The organism is Lysobacter sp. HA35 (assembly GCF_054061195.1).
The window spans coordinates 1,982,262-2,001,240 of record NZ_JBSSDY010000001.1 but is presented as its reverse complement, the minus strand read 5'-3'; the positions used below and the strand labels follow the sequence as shown (position 1 = coordinate 2,001,240).

The following is an 18,979-nucleotide window of genomic DNA, read 5'->3' as shown; positions in this document are numbered from 1 at the left end:
AGGAACAAGGCCACCGATGTCCGACACGATCACCCTCGAAGCCCGCGTCCCCGATACCAGCGCCGGGCGCCGCTTCGATGCCGTCCTGGCCGAGCTGTTCCCCGAGCATTCGCGCTCGCGGCTGGCCGGCTGGATCAAGACCGGGCAGGCCCGGCTCGACGGCCGCGAGGTCCGTCCGCGCGATCCGGTGCGCGGCGGCGAGCACGTCACGGTCCAGGCCGAGATCGGCGTGCAGACCGACGCCCCGGCCGAGGACATCGCGCTCGACGTTCTTTATGAGGACGCCGAGGTCATCGTGATCGACAAGCCCGCCGGCCTCGTCGTGCACCCGGGCGCGGGAAACCCGGCGGGCACGCTGGTCAACGCGCTGCTGCATCGCGACGCCTCGCTGTCGGCGCTGCCGCGCGCGGGCATCGTGCATCGGCTCGACAAGGACACCTCGGGCGTCATGGTCATCGCTCGCACGCTGCAGGCGCATACGTCGTTGGTCGACCAGCTCTCGGCGCGACAGGTGCATCGCCAGTACCTCGCGGTCGTCGTCGGTGCGCTGGTATCCGGCGGCGCCGCCAATGCCCCGATTGACCGTCATCCGCGCGACCGCCTGCGCATGGCCGTGCGCGACGACGGCAAGGACGCGGTGACGCACTTCCGCCTGCGGGAGCGTTTCCGTGCGCACACGCTGCTGGAATGCCGCCTCGAAACCGGCCGCACCCACCAGATCCGCGTGCACATGGCGCACCTCAAGCATCCGATCGTGGGCGATCCGCTTTACGGCGGCCCGTTGAAGCTCCCGCGCGGCGCATCGCCGGAAACCATCGAAACGCTGCGCGCGTTCAAGCGCCAGGCGCTGCATGCCGAGACGCTGGAATTCGTGCATCCCACTACCGGCGAGCCGGTGCGCTGCACCGCACCGGTGCCGGCCGACCTGCGCGCGCTCGTCGATGCACTGCGCACCGACCAGCGCGAGCACGAGGAACGCACGCGGTGACCGCGTTCCTGCACGCCGACTGGCCTGTGCCCGCCGGTGTGCATGGCGGGACGACGCTGCGCTTTGGTGCCGGTCGTTCCGTTGCACCGTTCGACACGTTCAACCTCGGCAATCGGTACGCGGCGGATGGCGATGACACGATCACCGTTGACGCCAACCGCGGTGAACTCGTCGACCTGCTCGCGCTGCCGTCGCGGCCGCGCTGGCTTCGGCAGGTGCACGGCGTCGAGGTTGTTCGATTCACGGCTGACGACGCGCCGACCGACGAACCTCAGGCGGACGCCGCGGTGACATCCGATGCCGGCGTCGTCATCGCAATCCTCACCGCTGACTGCCTGCCTGTGCTGTTCGCCGCGCGCGACGGATCGGAGGTCGGTGGCGCGCACGCAGGCTGGCGCGGGCTGGCCGACGGCGTGCTCGAGGCGACGGTCGCCGCGATGCGGACGTCGCCGGATGACCTGATCGCGTGGTTCGGCCCCGCGGCTGGGCCGGTGGAGTATGAAATCGGAGCAGACGTTTACGACGCGTTCGTCGAAAAGGACGCCGGCGCCGCGTCCGCCTTCGTCGCCACGCGTCCCGGCCACTGGCGCGTCGACCTCTATGCACTGGCGCGCACGCGCCTGATCGCTGCGGGCCTCGCCGAGAACGCCATCTTCGGCGGCGGCCTCAGCACGATCGCCGAGCCCGCGCGCTTCTTCTCGCATCGTCGAGACCGCCGCACCGGACGCATGGCCTCGCTGGTCTGGCGCGACCCGCGCGGCTGACCATCAAGCGGCTGCATGCGGCCTTGACGCCCCACGGCGCATAAGGGCGCGGCCGGATTCCCGGCGAAGGGGATCGTGTGGCCGAGCAATCCAACCTCAACCGTGCGTTGCCGGTACTCGTCGGCGCCGCGCTGGTGCTCGGCTTCCTGTACTGGGCAAAGGTGATCGTGATCCCGGTGGCGCTCGCCATCCTTTTCACGTTCCTGCTGGCGCCGCCTGCGCATTACCTCGAACGCCGCGGCGTGTCGCGCGTGGTGTCGAGCGCATTGATGACGGTGCTCGCGCTCGCGCTGGCGATCGGCGCGGGCTTCGCGGTGACGCGGCAGGTCGGCAGCCTGCTCGACGCATACCCGCGCTACGAACCCAACGTCACCGCGAAGATCGAACAGTTGCGATCGCGCGGTCGCACCGGGCTGCTCGACAAGTTGCAGGTGGTGACCGAACGCATCTCCACCCAGCTCGACCGCCGCGGCCCCGCGCCGATGACACAGGCCGAACGCGAGGCCGCCCGCGCGCAGCCGGTGCGCATCGTGCAGCAGGAACCGGTGCGCATGTCGCAGCTGTGGGCGATCGCGGGGCCGCTGCTCGAACCACTCGCGGGGCTCGGCCTCGTGCTGGTGCTCGTGATTTTCATGCTCATCCATCGCGAGGACCTGCGCGATCGCCTGATCTCGCTGGTCGGCGTCGATCAGTTGGCGGATACGACGCGAGCACTGGAAGACGCAGGCCAGCGCGTCAGCCGTTACCTGCTGATGCAGTTGATGGTGAACAGCGGGTACGGACTATGCGTCGCGATCGGCCTGTCGGTGATCGGCGTGCCGTATGCGCTGCTGTGGGGATTCTTCGCCGCGGTGCTGCGCTACATCCCGTATTTAGGCTCTTGGCTTGCCGCATTCATGCCGGTCGCGCTGAGCCTATTGATTGCACGCGAATGGACGACTGCGCTTCTCGTTGTCGCACTGTTCGGCACGCTCGAGCTGATCACCAACATGCTGGTCGAGCCCTGGGTGTACGGGCGTGGCATGGGCGTTTCGCAGGCGGCGCTGCTGATCGCGGTCGCGTTCTGGACGTGGCTGTGGGGGCCGATCGGGCTCGTGCTCGCATCACCGCTCACGGTCTGTCTCGTCGTGCTCGGGCGGTACGTGCCGTTCCTGAAATTCCTTGACACGCTACTTGGCGACACACCACCACTTGCGCCTGCGCATCGCTTCTACCAGCGCCTGCTCGCGCAGGACGACACCGAAGCCGCCGACCTGCTAGACGATTACGCCGCGCTCGACGGCCTGGATCGCGCCTACGACGAGATCGTCGTGCCGACGCTCGCGCATGCGCGCGAGGATCTGCGTCAGGGCCGACTGCAGGCGTCCGACCATGCACGCGTGATCGACGAAGCGCATGCACTGGTCGATGCGCACCGTCGACTCATTCGCCCGGATGACATGGTGGGTGCCGACCGCATGCGCGTGCTCGCGATTCCGGTGCGCGACAACGTCGACGAAGTGGCGGTGTCGATGCTCGGCAAGCTCATCGATATGGGGCGCATCGAGTGGAACGCCGCGTCATCTGCGGTTCTGGCGTCCGACGTGGTCGAACACATCCGCGGCGCGCAGATCGACGCGCTCGTGCTGGTGTCGGTGCCGCCCGGCGGGCTCGCGCATGTGCGCTATCTGGTCAAGCGACTCGGCACGGAGTTCGAAGGACTGCCGCTGCTCGTGGTGCGGCCCGGCCTGCTCGACGAAGCGCAGGTGCGGCAGCGTCGTGAACTCTCGGAACTCGGTGTGTTCCGCTTGGCGTCGACATTGACGACCGCCGCGTCGGAGCTGCGCAAGATCACGGCGATGCGCTGATTCATTCGTCAGTGCGGCCGCACGCCCTGCGTGGCGTCGGTCCGGCGTCGTCGCGCTGTCCGGCGCTCGCCGGCGTCGGCCGATTCCTTGAAATCGCCGGCTTCGCGCAGCGCCTTCAAATAACTGCGACGCCAGAACGTGATGTCGTGACGCTTGAGGTGGCGGAACATGCCCTGCCAGCGCTCGCGGCGTTCCTCCAGCGGCATCGTCATCGCCTGCGCGATCGCATCGCCGGCGCCGTCAAGGTCGTACGGGTTCACCACCAGCGCGCCATCGAGTTCGCGCGATGCACCTGCGAACGGCGACAACAAAAGAACGCCTGGATCATCCGGATCCTGGGCGGCGACGAACTCCTTGGCGACCAGGTTCATGCCATCGCGCAGCGGCGTCACCAGTCCGACTTTCGCAAGCCGATAGAAGCCCGTCAGCGTCGAATGCGGAAAGTTGCGGTTGACGTAGCGCACCGGCGTCCAGTCCGGCTCAGCGAATCGCCCGTTGATGTTGCCGGAGATCTGTTCGAGTTCGCTGCGCAGGTCGCGGTACTCGGCAACGCCGCCACGCGACACCGGCGCGATCTGCAGGAACGTTAGCTGCCCGCGCTGCTGCGGATAGCGCTTGAGGTAGTTCGCGAAACCGCGGAAACGTTCCGGCAGGCCTTTCGAGTAATCGAGCCGGTCGACACCGATCGCAAGATCGCGGCCCGACATGCTGCTGACCAGCCGCTTCACTGCGGATTTCGCGACCGCTTCGCGTGCCAGTGCCGCGATGCGCGTCGTATCGATGCTGATCGGGAATGCGCCCGCGCGGAAACGTCGGCCATTTGGTGCTTCGAGAACACCACGTTCGATCACGCGGCCGCCGCCGAACAGGCGCACATAGTCCTGGAAGCGTTCGAGATCACGTTCGGTCTGGAAGCCGACCAGGTCGCAGGACGACAGGCCTTCGAACAGGCGTTGATGACTGGGCAACGCGGCAAGCAGGTCTGACGACGGCATCGGCACGTGCAGGAAGAAACCGATACGACATTTGACGCCGCGCTCGCGCAGCAATCGCGCAAGCGGAATCAGGTGGTAGTCGTGGATCCAGACGAGGTCGTCTTCTTTCAGCAGAGGTGCGAGCTTGCCGGCGAACAGCGCATTGACGACCTGGTAGCCCGCATACGTGTCGCGGTCGTAATCGACCAGGTCCATGCGGAAGTGCAGCAACGGCCACAGCGTGCGGTTCGCGAAGCCGTTGTAGTAGTCCTCGTGGTCCTGCGCGGACAGGTCCATCGTGATGAAGCGGATGTTGCCGTCCTGCTGCTCGTGCATGCGGCCCGAGGCATGCGGATCGATCTTGCCGCTCCAGCCGAACCACAGGCCGCCGTCCTCGCGCAGTGCGTCGAGCAGTGCGATCGCGAGCCCGCCGGCCCGCGACTCCTCGGGCAATGCGACGCGGTTACTGACGACGACGAGACGACCCATGCGATGCCTGCGCTGATGCTCCTGCCGACGGACGCCGGTACGAGCGAGCATGCCCGCGCGCGGTTCGTCGATACGTGACGGCAACGAGCGCGGAACGGAACGCTAGGTTGCGTCCTCCCACGGGCGGCTCAGGCGCATCGCCGCGTTGATCAGGCCGACGTGCGAATACGTCTGCGGGAAATTGCCCCAGAGCTCGTTGCCTTCCAGCGACAGGTCTTCCGACAACAGGCCCAGCGGATTGCGGCGCGCGAGCACGCGTTCGAACAGCTCACGCGCTTCATCGGCGCGACCGACCGACGCGAGCGCATCGATGTACCAGAACGTGCAGATAGTGAAGCTCGTTTCCGGCACGCCGAAGTCGTCGGGCGCGACGTAACGAAGCATGCCGTCCTCGCGACGCAGCTCGCGGCCTACCGCATCGACCGTCGCCGCGAAGCGTGGATCGTCCGCACGCACGAAGCCGAGATCCGCGAGCAGCAGCAGTACGGCGTCCATGCGGCCGCTGTGCGTGCCTTCAACGAAGTGGCCACGGTTCTTGTCGAACGCGAGGTCGTCGATGCGTGCATGCATTCGATCCGCGCGCTCGCGCCAGAAGGCCTCGCGGTCACCGATCTGCAGCGCGCGTGCGATGCGCGCAAGGCGATCGCATGCCGCCCAGCACATCACTGCGGAGTAGGTGTGGACCTCGACGCGGCCGCGAAACTCCCAGAGGCCGGCGTCGGGTTGGTCGAACAACGCGTAGGCGCGTTCGCCAAGACGTTCAAGGCGACGGAAATGCGTGCTGCCGCTCGGCAGGTTGAGACGGCGGTCGAGATACATCTGCGTCGACGCGAGCACCACGCTGCCGTAGACATCGTGTTGCGGCTGCACCCACGCGAGATTGCCGCGACGTACCGGTCCCATGCCGCGATAACCGGTGAGGCCCTCCATCTCTTCTTCGTGCAGCTCGCGCTCGAGGCCGATGCCGTAAAGCGGCTGCAGGTGCCCGTCCTCGGGAATGAGGTTGGACACGTAGCGCAGGTATTCCTCCATCGTGCGGGTCGCGCCGAGGCGGTTGAGAGCGCGCACCACGAACGCGGCGTCGCGGAGCCAACAGTAGCGGTAGTCCCAGTTGCGCTGCGTGTGCGCAGCTTCCGGGATGGACGTGGTCATCGCGGCGATGATCGCGCCGGTTTCGTCGTACTGGCAGAGCTTAAGCGTGATCGCGCTGCGGATGACGGCGTCCTGCCATTCCAGCGGGATCGAAAGCGCACGCACCCATTCGCGCCAGTAATCGATCGTCTTTTCGAGTGCTTCGTGCGCGTAGTCGGAAATCGCGCGGGTAAAGGTTTCGTCCGGACCGAGGATGAAGTGCAGCTCGCGGTCGAGCAGGAACGGGATCTCCTCGCGCACCATGCGCACCGGCGCATCGGTGTTGAGGCGAAGCGTGAAGTCGTTGAGCACGAAACGGATGTGGTTGCTGCCCCACGTGCGCTCAGGAACCCGCGCGCCATACTCGACCAGCGGGCGCAGCCGCACGCGGACGCGCGGCTCGCCCGACAGCGGGCGCACCGTGCGGATCAGCATCACCGGGCGATAGAAGCGGTCGTACTGTTTCCAGCGCGGTGCGAAATCGAGGATCTCGATCGCACCGCCGCGGTCGTCGCGCAGCACCGTACGCAATACCGCGGTGTTCTCGATGTAGTGCTGCTCGCTCGATACGCCGCCATCGAGTTCGATCGCGAAATCGCCGCCATCGATGCGCGGCGACAGCAGTGCGCAGAACGTCGGGTCGCCGTCGAACGCGGGCACGCAGCCCCAGACGATGCGCGCCTGCGGGTCGACCAATGCGCCGACACTGCAATTGCCGATCAGGCCCAGCGACAGCGAACTCATGCGGCGGCTCCCAGGCGATCGGCACCATCGACGATCCAGCCGCGCAGTGCATTGGTGTCGGCGAGCGTGTGTGTCGCCAAGCTGGGCTGGCGGTCACCCACACGCACCGAGAGCCCGCCGAGATGGTTCGCCGCGGCGAAGCCGTCCTCATCGGTGAGGTCGTCGCCTGCGAACACGGGCGTGCGACCGGCGAACGCGGATATCGCCATCAATCGACGCACCGCCTCGCCCTTGTCCGCTTGCGCAGGCCGCAGTTCGACGACGCAGTTGCCATGCTGCAGGCGATAGCCAGGCAGGTGCGACAACGCAGACGCGGCGATCGCTTCGAGAGCCGAGCGCGCATTCGGCGCCGCACGCCAATGCAGCGCGAGTGCGACGCCCTTGTCCTCCACGCGCGCACCCGGATGCGCATCGGCGATCTGTTCCGCGGCTTCACGCACGCGCGCAAGTTCGGGCGGGATATCGAGCGGCGTCGCGACGTGAATGTCCTCGCGCAGTTCGAGCCCGTGAAGGCCGGCCGCCGGCACGCGCAGGTCGGGAAACAACGTGTCGAGTTGCGCGATGCGACGCCCGCTCACCAGCGCCAGTGCGCCCTGCAACGCCTGCGACAACCGCCGCAGCGCATCGCCGAGGCCGTCGGGCACATGGACGTCATTGGGATCGTCCGCGAAGTCGAGCAGGCAGCCGTCGACGTCGAGGAACAGCGCCCAGTCGGACTGGACGGGCGGCGGGGCGGGCAGGGTCATCGGGGCGGTCGCACTCATCGGCGGGAGTCTGGTGGTCGCCACGTAAGCGCAGGGTGGACAGCCGCCGGAGCGCTTGACGTGCTGCTGAACGGTCGCGGCCCACGCTTGAATCGCCGGGCATAGACCGCATCTATCGGCCATCGCGGTTCACAGCCGCCCCGATTCAAGAGGATTCCCATGCGGATGGACAAGCTCACGTCCCGCTTCCAGCAGGCGCTCGGCGACGCGCAGTCGCTCGCGGTCGCGCGCGACCACAGCGTGCTGGAGCCCGCGCACCTGATGACCGCGCTGCTCGACCAGCAGGGCGGCAGCACGCGACCGTTGCTATCGCAGGCCGGCGTCAACGTCGCCGCGCTGCGCGAACGGCTCGGCGAAGCGCTCGACAAGTTGCCGAAGGTGTCCGGCCAGGCCGGCAACATCTCGGTCGGCAACGACCTCGCGCGACTACTGAACGTCACCGACAAGCTGGCCTCGCAGGGCGGCGACAGCTTCATCGCCAGCGAGCTTTTCGTGCTCGCGGCGCTGGAGGACGGCGGCGATCTCGGTCGCGCGCTGAAGGCGACCGGTGCGACCAAGGACAAACTCGAAGCGGCCGTCGACAAACTGCGCGGCGGCGAGAAGGTGCAGGACGAGAACGCGGAAGAGGCGCGTCAGGCGCTGGAGAAGTACACCGTCGACCTCACCGCGCGCGCCGAGAGCGGCAAGCTCGATCCGGTCGTCGGCCGCGACGAGGAAATCCGTCGCACGATCCAGGTGCTGCAGCGTCGCACCAAGAACAATCCGGTGCTGATCGGCGAGCCGGGCGTCGGCAAGACGGCGATCGTCGAAGGCCTCGCGCAGCGCATCGTCAACAACGAAGTGCCCGAAGGCCTGCGCGGCAAGCGTGTGCTCTCGCTCGACATGGGCGCGCTGATCGCCGGTGCGAAATATCGCGGTGAGTTCGAGGAACGGCTGAAGGCGGTGCTCAACGACCTGTCGAAGAACGAAGGCCAGATCATCCTCTTCATCGACGAGCTGCACACGATGGTGGGCGCCGGCAAGGCCGATGGCGCGATGGACGCCGGCAACATGCTCAAGCCCGCTCTCGCACGCGGCGAGCTGCACTGCATCGGCGCGACCACGCTCGACGAATACCGCAAGTACGTCGAGAAGGACGCCGCGCTGGAGCGTCGCTTCCAGAAGGTGTTCGTGGGCGAGCCATCGGTCGAGGACACCATCGCGATCCTGCGCGGCCTCAAGGAGCGCTACGCCGTGCATCACGGCGTCGAGATCACCGATCCCGCGATCGTCGCCGCAGCCACGCTGAGCCACCGCTACATCGCCGACCGCCAGCTTCCCGACAAGGCCATCGACCTGATGGACGAAGCCGCGTCGCGCATCCGCATGGAAATCGATTCCAAGCCGGAAGAACTCGACCGCAAGGAGCGTCGACTCATCCAGCTCAAGATCCAGCGCGAGGCACTGAAGAAGGAGAAGGACGAGGCGTCGAAGCAGCGGCTGGTCGATCTCGAAGCCGACATCGCGACGCTCGAGCGCGAGTTCAACGATCTCGAGGAAGTCTGGCGCGCCGAGAAAGCGAGCGTGCAGGGCGCGACCAAGATCAAGGAGCAGATCGAGACGGCGCGCGTCGAGCTGGAGGCCGCGCAGCGCAAGCAGGACTACGCGAAGATGAGCGAGATCCAGTACGGACGCATTCCCGAACTGGAAAAGCAACTCACGACCGCGCAGGAAGCCGAGACCAAAGGCTTCACGCTGCTGCAGGACAAGGTGACGGCCGAGGAGATCGCGGAAGTCGTGTCGCGCTGGACCGGCATTCCGGTCAACCGCATGCTCGAAGGCGAGCGCGAGAAGCTGCTGAAGATGGAAGCGCAGCTGCACACGCGCGTTGTCGGACAGGAGGAAGCGATCAAGGTCGTTTCGGATGCGGTGCGTCGTTCGCGCGCGGGGCTGAGCGACCCGAATCGTCCGAGCGGCTCGTTCCTGTTCCTCGGCCCCACCGGCGTCGGCAAGACCGAGCTGTGCAAGGCGCTGGCCGAATTCCTGTTCGATTCCGCCGACGCGATGGTGCGCATCGACATGAGCGAATTCATGGAGAAGCACGCCGTGAGCCGACTGGTCGGCGCGCCTCCGGGCTACGTCGGCTACGAGGAAGGTGGTTACCTGACCGAAGCGGTGCGTCGTCGCCCGTACAGCGTGATCCTGCTCGACGAGGTCGAGAAGGCGCATCCGGATGTGTTCAACATCCTGCTGCAGGTGCTGGACGACGGACGCCTCACCGACGGCCAAGGCCGCACGGTCGATTTCCGCAACACGGTCATCGTGATGACGTCCAACCTCGGCTCGCACCAGATCCAGGAGATGCAGGGCGACGATTCACCACAGGCCTACATGCAGATGAAGGCCGCGGTGATGGGCGTGGTGCAGGCGCACTTCCGGCCGGAGTTCATCAATCGCCTCGACGACATCGTCGTCTTCCATCCGCTCGACAAGGCGCAGATCCGCGAGATCGCGAAGATCCAGCTGCGTGGGCTGGAGAAGCGCATGGGCGAGCGTGGGATTGAAGCTCGAACTCACCGACGAAGCGCTGACGCTGCTCGGCAACGTCGGTTTCGACCCTGTGTACGGCGCACGTCCGTTGAAGCGTGCCATCCAGCAACAGCTGGAGAATCCGCTGGCGCAGCGCATCCTCTCCGGCGAGTTCGCGAACGGCGATACGGTTCGCGTGCGCACCGAAGGCGGGCACCTGGAATTCGATCGGGGGTGAACCGGCCTTCCGCGCGGTACGCCATCGAGACGGTCGCACCGCACTGGATTGGTCTAAAGCGAAAGAGGCCGCGATATCCGCGGCCTCTTGGTCTTACTTCGCGGCCTTGAACTTCAGCGCGCCATTGTAGGCGGGCCAGGCAATCGATGTGTCCCCGCGGACGTTGATCGCGACCGGCGGCGTCGCAGCCGCGTCGGTGGTCACCGACGTCATCAGCGCCGGCATGTACCACTCGATGAGGAAGGTCATGTCGCGGCCGATGATGGGGAGCATGGTGAGCGTTGTCGTTTTGCCAGGCTCGATCGTGAACTTGACGACGTCCGCATTCACGAATGCGCCCTTGGCCAGCACCTTCTCCGGGCTGAAGGCCGTGTGCATTTCGAGTCCGATGCCGGTGAGCGAGTACTCGCCGGGCGGCAGTGCCAGCGTCTCGCTGCGGCCGTAGCGCGTCATGTGCGCGATGTCGAAGTCGACGAATCGCTTGTTGACCATCGTCACCACCATCTGATGATCCTTCAGGCCCCACTCGACACCGCCGGATTCCAGCTGCGACTGGATCTTCGGCTTGAGCGTAACTTCCGACTGGAACGGCTTGACGTCGAGCACGAGCGTGCCGGTGGCGTCCTGCGCGAACGCGGGCATTGCGACGAGAAGCAAGGCCGCAAGCGCGGCTGTCTTGAAAAGACGAAACATTCGATCCCCTGATGATGCGCCTCCCCGGCGCGGGCCGATTCTAGACTGCAGCGCCGGCGACGCGACACGTCGGGTCAGGCCCGCGATCGCTTCATGACCGGCATCGGGCCATGCATGCAGCGCGGGGTCGCGACGGAAGGCTCCGTGCGTTGTCGGGCGTTGCTCGTCGGACGCGCCCACAGGCCGGTCGGTGCATCACCGAACGTGGCGCGTCACTCTCGACCGACATTCCGGCGCCGGTGAGAGCGATCAGCGTCACGTCGCGTCACGTTGCCGGCGGTAGCGACCGTTCGCCCCGGAACGCAGGCAGCGCACTCACCATCTCGGCAAGGCTGTGCGCGAGTTCGCGCTCCGCCATCACTGCACCATCGGCACCGCGGTCGAGCAGGTAACGGACGCCGGCATCCGAATGCGCACGCGCGATCACGCTGATGGTCGGATTGAGTTCGCGCAGTCGCTCGACGATCTCGCCCGCTTCGAACGCGTTCGGAATCGCGACCAGCGCCATCTGCGCACGCTGCGGCTGCGCCTCGAGCAGCACCGCGGGATTCGCCGCATGTCCGCGGATGGCAGGAATTCCGGCGGCACGCGCACGTTCGACCAGCGGTTCGTCGTCGTCGATCACCACGAGCGGAATGTCATGCGACTGCAGCAGCGGCCCGAGTTCGCTGCCGACACGTCCGTAACCGACCAGGATCACGTGCGGACGCTCGCCGTCCGGCAGCGGCGGCGACATCACATCGAGCGGCGCAGGCGGTTCGCGTTCGCGTCGCGCTTCGATGCGGTCGTGCACCGCGAACAGCAGCGGATTGATGATGATCGACATGATCGCCGCCGCGAGGATCAGGCTCTGCCCGTCCTTCGACAGCATGCCCAGCGACATGCCGAGCGTGGCGAGGATGAAAGAAAACTCACCGATCTGGGAAAGGCTCACGCCGAGCAGTCGCGCGCTGGCCGGCGACTTGCCGAGCAGCCGCGCGACGCCCCACGCCACCACGCCGTTACCGACCACTACGACCAGGAACGTAGCGAGCACGTTGATCGGTTCGTTGATCAGGATCATCGGGTCGAACAGCATGCCGACCGACACGAAGAACAGCACGGCGAATGCGTCGCGCAGCGGCAGCGTCTCGTTCGCGGCCTGATGGCTGAATTCGGATTCGCTGAGGATCAGCCCGGCGAAGAACGCACCGAGCGCGAACGACACGCCGAACAGTTGTGCCGATCCAAACGCCACGCCGAGCGCGATGGTCAGCACGCACAGCGTGAACAGCTCGCGCGAACCGGTGCCGGCAACGCGTTCGAGTACCCACGGGATCACGCGTCGACCGACCACCAGCATGAACACCACGAAGCCGCCGACCTTTGCGACCGTCAGCAGCAGCGCCATGCCGATGTTGCCGCCTTCCTTTCCACCGATTGCCGGCAACAGAACGAGCGCGAGAACCATGGCGAGGTCTTCGACGATCAACCAGCCGACCGCCACGCGACCGCGCGACGTATCGAGCAGGCGCCGTTCTTCCAACCCGCGCAGCACGACGACCGTACTCGCCACCGACAGCGCGAGCCCGAACACCACGCCGGTGATGTTCGGCCAGCCGATCATCCGCGCCAGGCCCCAGCCCAGCGCCGTCACCAGAACGATCTGCGCGAGCGCGCCCGGAATCGCCACGCCCTTGACGTCGAGCAGGTCGCGCAACGAGAAGTGCAGGCCGACGCCGAACATCAGCAGGATCACGCCGATTTCCGCAAGCTGTGGCGCCAGCGACACGTCGGCGATGAAGCCCGGCGTGAACGGGCCGATCAGTACGCCGGCCAGCAGGTAGCCCACCAGCGGCGACAGCCGCAGCCGGTGCGCCAGCCCGCCGAACAGGAACGCGAGCGCGAAACCCGCGACGAGCATGGCGATGAGCGGGGTGTGGTGCATCCGGTCCTTCGTCAGTAAACAAAGTGGCGCAAAGGCCGTTCATCACCTTAACCGTAACGCGTCTCCGCAACGTCGGCGCCGGGCCCGGTGCGGGCGGCCGGTACAATGCCCGGATGATTGGTTTTCGTGATTTCGCGCTGCGCCGTGGCGAACGGCTGCTGCTCTCGGGCGTCGACCTCTCGCTGCACGCCGGATGGCGCGTGGGCGTGGTCGGCCGCAATGGCACGGGCAAGTCGTCGCTCTTCGCGGCGCTGCAGGGCGAGGTCGAGCCTGACAAGGGCGACATCGACATCCCCGGCCGCGCGCGCATCGCCAGCGTTGCGCAGGAAACGCCGGCGCTTGACGACAGCGCGCTCGACTTCGTGCTTTCCGGCGATGCGAAGGTGCATGCCGCGCTGCTCAACGAGCGCGAAGCGGCCGCACGCGAGGACTGGGAAGCTGTCGCCGAAGCGCACCACGTGCTCGAGGAGATCGGCGGCTACGACGGTGAAGCGCGCGCGGCCAAGCTGCTGCACGGCCTCGGCTTCTCGCCGGAAACGCACGATCGCCCCGTGAAGTCGTTCTCGGGCGGTTGGCGCGTCCGGTTGAATCTCGCGCGTGCACTGATGACGCCGAGTGACCTGCTGCTGCTCGACGAACCGACCAACCATCTCGACCTCGACGCCGTGCTCTGGCTCGAACAGTGGCTGCTGAAATATCCCGGCACGCTGTTCGTTATCTCGCATGATCGCGAATTCCTCGACGGCCTGTGCAGCCACGTGCTGCACCTGCATTCCGGCACCGCCAAGCTCTACTCGGGCAACTACACCGACTTCGAGCGCCAGCGTGCCGAGCAACTGCGCCAGCAGCAGATCGCGCACGACAAGGAGCAGATCGAGCGCGCGCACCTGCAGAAGTTCATCGATCGCTTCAAGGCGAAGGCGAGCAAGGCCAAGCAGGCGCAGAGCCGCATGAAGCGCCTTGCCAAGCTCGCCGGCACCGAAGCCGTGCGCGCGGAACGTTCGCTGCACATCGATTTCCCGGTGCCCGACAAGCTGCCGCATTCGCTGCTCGGCCTGACGCATGCCGACTGCGGCTACGGCAACATCACGATCCTGCGCGACATCATTTTCCGGCTGGAGGCTGGCGATCGCATCGCGTTGCTCGGCCCGAACGGCGCGGGCAAGTCGACGCTGGTGAAGTCGCTGGTCGGCGAGATCAAGCTGCTCGCCGGCGAACGCGGCACGCATCCCGACCTGCGCATCGGTTACTTCGCGCAGCACACGGTGGAATCGCTGCGCAAAGGCGAAACGCCGATCGAGCATCTGCAGAAGATCGCGCCCGGTGTCGCCACGCAGCAGCTGCGCGATTTCCTCGGCAAGTGGCAGTTCCCCGGCGATCGTGCGTTCGAATCCGTCGACGGTTTCTCCGGCGGCGAACGCGCGCGTCTCGCACTTGCGATGATCGCGTGGCGCAAGCCCAACGTACTGCTGCTCGACGAGCCGACCAACCACCTCGACCTCGACATGCGCGAGGCGCTCGCCGAAGCGCTGAGCGATTTCGACGGCGCGATCGTGCTGGTCTCGCATGACCGCCATCTGATCGGCCTGGTCTGCGAAACGTTCTGGCGCGTCGCCGGCGGCGTCGCCCAGCCGTTCGACGGCGACCTCGACGAATACGCGGTGTGGCTGCGCACGCGTGAGAACGACCCGAAGCCGGCTGCGCCCGTCGCGGTCGTCGCACCCCCGCCGCCCGCACCGAAGTCGGGCAAGAAGGCGAATCCGATCAAGTTGTCGCAGGCGGAAGCGCGGGTCGCCGAACTCGAAGGCAAGCTGGCCGCGGTCGATGCCGATCTCGCGAACCCCGCGCGTCATGCGGACTTCGCGCGCCTCGGCCAAGAGCGCACACGCCTCGCCGATGCGCTCGCGAAAGCCGAAGCCGAGTACCTCGAACTCTACGAAGCCGGCTGAGCCTCAGTCTTTCGGGATCAGCACTTCGACGCGACGGTTCGCCTGTCGTGCATCGGGATCGTCGCTGCCGTCGGGATGGGTGTTCGGACGCTTGGGACGACTCGCGCCGTAACCCATCGCGGCAAGTCGCGACGCATTGATGCCCGCGCTGACCAGCGCGCTGCGCACCGCTTCAGCACGTTCGCTCGAAAGCTTCATGTTGTAGGCGTCGTCGCCCTTGGGCATCGGTGTGGCCGGAGATCGTCACCGGGCGATCGATGCGACGCAGCAGGTCGGCGAGGGTGTCGACCGTCTGCTGCGCATCGGGCCGTAGCGTCGCCTTGTCGAAATCGAACAGCACGTCACTCGGCAGGTCGACGGTGGTGCCGGCGTCGCTGTCCTTCGCGCCGAGCTCCTGCTTCAACTTCGCGATCGGATCCATTGTGCTCGTCGCGAGCGGCGTCGACGGCAGCGGCGGCTGTGCAAGGTTGAGCGTGACGTCCTGCTTGGCCGCGACGGGTGCGTGCGAACGCGCGGCGTCGGGAATCGTGCCGAGGTCGACCGCGACGCGCGCGGCGAACATGTTGTCGTCCTTGGTGTCGATCGCGGCCCATGGGTCGTCCCCGGCCGGCCCCGCGTTCGCGAGAAGGCGAAGGCGCGTCGCGTCCGGCGCGATCTGCGGTGCGAACAGCAGTCGTCCGGCGATGCGCTGGCCGTTCTCGATTGGCACGGCCCGCGCGGCGGAATCTTCGTTCTGCACGACGCGATAGATGTGTCCGCGGTCGTCGACGAGCCTCAACTGCCAGTTCGCACTGTTGAGGCTGGTGCGCGTGTCGCGCGTGCCGTTGAGCGCTTCGAACGTCAGCGCGATGCCGTCCTTCAGCCAGTCGATCGAGAACACGCGGATCGATGCGTTGCCCTGCGGGCTGTTGCCGGTCGGCGGCGCCGCATACGTCCAACCGGCGCCGGGCCGCACGACGTCAGCAGGTGCAACGCGACGCTTCGATGCGACCGTCGGCGGCACGTCCCACGACGTCTCGACCAGCGCGGCACTGGTGCCGAGACTATTGATGTTGAGCCCGAGCGTGAGGCGCTTGGCATCGCGCGGCAGGAAGCCGAGCGCGACGAGATGCAGCGTCCAGCGGTCGTCCGCGCCTGCGAAGTGCGTCTTCAGGCGATCCTCGGGGTCACGCAGGCGGTACGTGTTGCCGCGATCGTCGCGCAGCACGCCTTCGTCGCCGTAATTCAGGTAGACCTCGCCGCCGAGCACGCGCCCGGACTGCCGCGCCACCGCATCGATCTCGACGCCGTGGGGCGTGTAGGTCACGCGTGTGACGTCGACTGCGATCAGGTCGGTGCCCAGGCGTGCGGCGCCGGGCGCGAGGTCCTGCACGACGGGCGCTGACGTCGACGGCGGAATCGCCGGCTGCGGCTGGCGTGCGACCCGTTCGAGTGTCGAAAGAGCGGAGGCGGCGGGCGCCGAAGCTTCGGCCGTTGAACCTTCCGGATGCCGGTTGCAGCCGGCGAGAACGATCAGTGCCGCAAGGAAGGCGGCGAGGGCGGGGCGCGTCCGTCGGGTCGGCATGCATCACATCCTGTGCGGGTCCGCGGCCACTCTAGACAGCCGCCGTGGCCGCGCCGTGAGGCGGGCGCTTGAAAACGGCCGTGCGCGGCCCCATCCGCGGAGTCCGCGTTCCGAGATGTTGCGACCCATGCCGATCTACTCCTTCGAGTGCGCCGCCTGCGGCCATGACTTCGACCGCCTTCAGAAGCTGAGCGACGCCGACCCGACCGATTGCCCGAAATGCGGCGCACCGCAGCAGATCCGTCGTCGACTGACCGCCCCGCAGTTCCGCCTCGCCGGCGGCGGCTGGTACGAGACGGATTTCAAGAAGGACGGCGACAAGAAGCGCAACCTGGCCGGGGACGGCACGGCACCGAAGTCCGACGCGTCGTCGGGTGGTGGCGACAGCAAGCCGGCATCGTCAACGCCTGCGCCTTCCGCGCCCGCATCGAGCCCGGCGCCATCGTCCGGCTCGAGTTCGGGAACCTCGGGCAGCTCCGGCGGTTCGTCCAGCTCGACCTGAATACGTCGACATCGGCCCGCCCCGTACGGCGGGCCGGGTCCACGGCCGTCGCGGACGCTAAACTAGCCGGCTTATCCGCGCCCGCTTCCGGGGCGCCGCCGGAGTCCCAATGCGTACCCAGTTCTGCGGCCTCGTCGACGAGCGCCTGATCGGCCAGACCGTCACCCTTTGCGGCTGGGTCAACAGCGCGCGCGTCCAGAGCCACCAGACCTTCATCGACCTTCGCGACCACGAAGGCGTGGTGCAGGTGCTCGTGGAGAGCGACCAGCCCGAGCTGTTCAAGGCCGCCGCCGACCTTGGTAACGAGGACGCGGTGCGCGTGACGGGCACGGTGCGCGCGCGTTACGCCGCGAACGACAAGATTCCGACCGGTCGCGTCGAAATCGTGCCGACCACGATCGAAGTGTTGAACAAGGCCGACCCGCTGCCGTTCCACGCGCACGAGAACGCCGGCGAGGACATCCGCCTCAAGTACCGCTATCTCGACATGCGTCGTCCCGAGATGCAGAAGATGATGCGTACGCGGACCAAGCTCGTCGCGGCGCTGCGTCGTTATCTGGATGAGCGCGGTTTCCAGGACATCGAGACGCCGATCCTCACGAAGGCGACGCCCGAAGGCGCGCGCGACTTCCTCGTGCCGGCGCGCATGCATCCGGGCGAGTTCTACGCGCTGCCGCAGTCGCCGCAGCTGTTCAAGCAGATCCTGATGATGGCGGGCTTCGACCGCTACTACCAGATCGCGCGCTGCTTCCGCGACGAAGCGCTGCGCGCCGATCGCCAGCTCGAATTCACCCAGCTCGACATGGAGTTCGCGTGGGTCTCCGAGCGTGACGTGCAGGACACCGTCGAGGAGATGATCCGCACGGTGTTCCGTGACGCCATCGGCGTCGAACTCGCGAATCCGTTCCCGCGCATGACGTTCGCTGAAGCCATGCGTCGCTTCGGTTCCGACAAGCCCGATCTGCGCATCCCGCTGGAATTCACGGACATCGCCGATGTCGTGAAGAACTGCGAGTTCAAGGTGTTCACCGACTGGGCGAACCACGCCGATGGCCGCGTCATCGCGCTGCGTGCGCCGGGCGGCGCGCAGTTCTCGCGCAAGCAGATCGACGACCTCGGCGCGCATGCCGCGAAGTACGGCGCCAAGGGCGTCGCTTGGATGAAGATCGACGACGCGACCAAGGGTCGCGAAGGCATCAACTCGCCGATCGCGAAGTTCCTGGACGATGCGACGCTTGCCACCGTCGTCGAAGCCACCGGCGCGACCACCGGCGACGCGATCTTCTTCGGCGCCGCGACGTACAAGTCGGCGTCCGACTTCATGGGCGCACTGCGCATCAAGCTCGGCAAGGACCTCGGCCTCGTCGCCGAAGGCTGGGCGCCGCTGTGGGTCACCGACTTCCCGATGTTCGAATGGGACGACGAAGCGCAGCGCTACGTCGCGCTGCATCACCCGTTCACCGCGCCGAGCGTCGACGACGAAGCCGACCTGCGCGCCAATGCCGCGACCGCCGTGTCGCGCGGCTACGACATGGTGCTCAACGGCAACGAGATCGGCGGCGGTTCGATCCGCATCCATCGCTCGGCCATGCAGTCCGCGGTGTTCGATCTGCTCGGCATCGGTCGCGACGAGGCCGAACTCAAGTTCGGCTTCCTGCTCGAAGCGCTCCGCTACGGCGCGCCGCCGCACGGGGGCATTGCGTTCGGCATCGACCGCATCGCCGCGCTGATGGCGGGCACCGAATCCATCCGCGACGTCATCCCGTTCCCGAAGACGACCAGCGCGCAGTGCCTCATGACCGGGGCACCGTCCCCGATCCCCGATGCGCAGCTCGCCGAAGTGCACGTCGCCGTGCGTCCGCGCGAGGCGAAGGCGGAGTGAGTCGGGTGGCACGTT

At 66.9% G+C, this 18,979-nt stretch carries 13 protein-coding genes and 1 pseudogene; 7 read left to right on the top strand and 7 right to left on the bottom strand.

Translation table 11 applies throughout. From position 1 onward, the window contains the following. Positions 1-16: 16 nt before the first annotated feature. The 3 genes from rluD to ACVWZN_RS09940 all read left to right on the top strand — a co-directional run bounded on the left by rluD (position 17) and on the right by ACVWZN_RS09940 (position 3,599). Positions 17-988 (top strand): 23S rRNA pseudouridine(1911/1915/1917) synthase RluD, encoded by a 972-nt coding sequence (rluD, locus tag ACVWZN_RS09950; RefSeq protein ID WP_456953684.1) that lies wholly within the window; start codon positions 17-19, stop codon positions 986-988. Then, on the top strand, positions 985-1,752 hold the full coding sequence (gene pgeF / locus ACVWZN_RS09945; protein WP_456953683.1) for a peptidoglycan editing factor PgeF: 768 nt from the start codon (positions 985-987) through the stop codon (positions 1,750-1,752). The genes rluD and pgeF overlap by 4 nt, the downstream gene beginning before the upstream one ends. 77 nt (positions 1,753-1,829) lie before the next feature. Beyond that, the gene (locus tag ACVWZN_RS09940) at positions 1,830-3,599 is read left to right on the top strand and encodes an AI-2E family transporter (protein ID WP_456953682.1); all 1,770 of its coding nucleotides are present in this window, start codon (positions 1,830-1,832) and stop codon (positions 3,597-3,599) included. A 101-nt stretch (positions 3,600-3,700) separates the two neighbouring features. Here the strand turns inward: ACVWZN_RS09940 and otsA are convergent. The 3 genes and pseudogenes from otsA to otsB all read right to left on the bottom strand — a co-directional run. Beyond that, positions 3,701-5,062: pseudogene (otsA, locus tag ACVWZN_RS09935) on the bottom strand (alpha,alpha-trehalose-phosphate synthase (UDP-forming)); the annotation flags it as partial. A 102-nt stretch (positions 5,063-5,164) separates the two neighbouring features. Further along, the gene (locus tag ACVWZN_RS09930; protein WP_456953681.1) at positions 5,165-6,937 is read right to left on the bottom strand and encodes a glycoside hydrolase family 15 protein; all 1,773 of its coding nucleotides are present in this window, start codon (positions 6,935-6,937) and stop codon (positions 5,165-5,167) included. Further along, positions 6,934-7,683: a trehalose-phosphatase gene (gene otsB / locus ACVWZN_RS09925; protein WP_456953680.1), complete on the bottom strand. Its 750-nt coding sequence runs from the start codon at positions 7,681-7,683 to the stop codon at positions 6,934-6,936. The genes ACVWZN_RS09930 and otsB overlap by 4 nt, the downstream gene beginning before the upstream one ends. A 183-nt stretch (positions 7,684-7,866) precedes the next feature. Here otsB and clpB point away from each other — a divergent pair, with 183 nt between their 5' ends. Further along, the gene (gene clpB / locus ACVWZN_RS09920) at positions 7,867-10,557 is read left to right on the top strand and encodes an ATP-dependent chaperone ClpB (protein WP_456953679.1); all 2,691 of its coding nucleotides are present in this window, start codon (positions 7,867-7,869) and stop codon (positions 10,555-10,557) included. On the opposite strand, the gene ACVWZN_RS09915 is transcribed toward clpB, so the two are convergent. Continuing rightward, positions 10,541-11,140 (bottom strand): hypothetical protein, encoded by a 600-nt coding sequence (locus tag ACVWZN_RS09915; protein ID WP_456953678.1) that lies wholly within the window; start codon positions 11,138-11,140, stop codon positions 10,541-10,543. The genes clpB and ACVWZN_RS09915 overlap by 17 nt on opposite strands. Before the next feature lie 265 nt (positions 11,141-11,405). Then, entirely contained in the window at positions 11,406-13,067 is a 1,662-nt protein-coding gene (gene ybaL / locus ACVWZN_RS09910; protein ID WP_456953677.1) for a YbaL family putative K(+) efflux transporter, read from the bottom strand. A gap of 113 nt (positions 13,068-13,180) precedes the next feature. Here ybaL and ACVWZN_RS09905 point away from each other — a divergent pair, with 113 nt between their 5' ends. Continuing rightward, positions 13,181-15,016, top strand: a complete 1,836-nt coding sequence (locus tag ACVWZN_RS09905; protein ID WP_456953676.1) for an ABC-F family ATP-binding cassette domain-containing protein — start codon at positions 13,181-13,183, stop codon at positions 15,014-15,016. A gap of 3 nt (positions 15,017-15,019) precedes the next feature. On the opposite strand, the gene ACVWZN_RS09900 is transcribed toward ACVWZN_RS09905, so the two are convergent. Beyond that, on the bottom strand, positions 15,020-15,214 hold the full coding sequence (locus tag ACVWZN_RS09900; RefSeq protein WP_456953675.1) for an OmpA family protein: 195 nt from the start codon (positions 15,212-15,214) through the stop codon (positions 15,020-15,022). Then, positions 15,189-16,580, bottom strand: coding sequence for an OmpA family protein (locus ACVWZN_RS09895; RefSeq protein ID WP_456953674.1), 1,392 nt, complete (start codon positions 16,578-16,580; stop codon positions 15,189-15,191). The genes ACVWZN_RS09900 and ACVWZN_RS09895 overlap by 26 nt, the downstream gene beginning before the upstream one ends. Positions 16,581-16,707: 127 nt before the next feature. Between ACVWZN_RS09895 and ACVWZN_RS09890 the strand changes: the two genes are divergently transcribed. Both ACVWZN_RS09890 and aspS read left to right on the top strand, forming a co-directional pair. Then, a complete protein-coding gene (locus ACVWZN_RS09890) occupies positions 16,708-17,082 on the top strand; it encodes an FmdB family zinc ribbon protein (protein ID WP_456953673.1) in 375 nt (124 codons plus the stop codon). 109 nt (positions 17,083-17,191) lie between these two features. Further along, on the top strand, positions 17,192-18,964 hold the full coding sequence (gene aspS, locus ACVWZN_RS09885) for an aspartate--tRNA ligase (protein ID WP_456953672.1): 1,773 nt from the start codon (positions 17,192-17,194) through the stop codon (positions 18,962-18,964). The last annotated feature ends 15 nt before the right edge of the window (positions 18,965-18,979 follow it).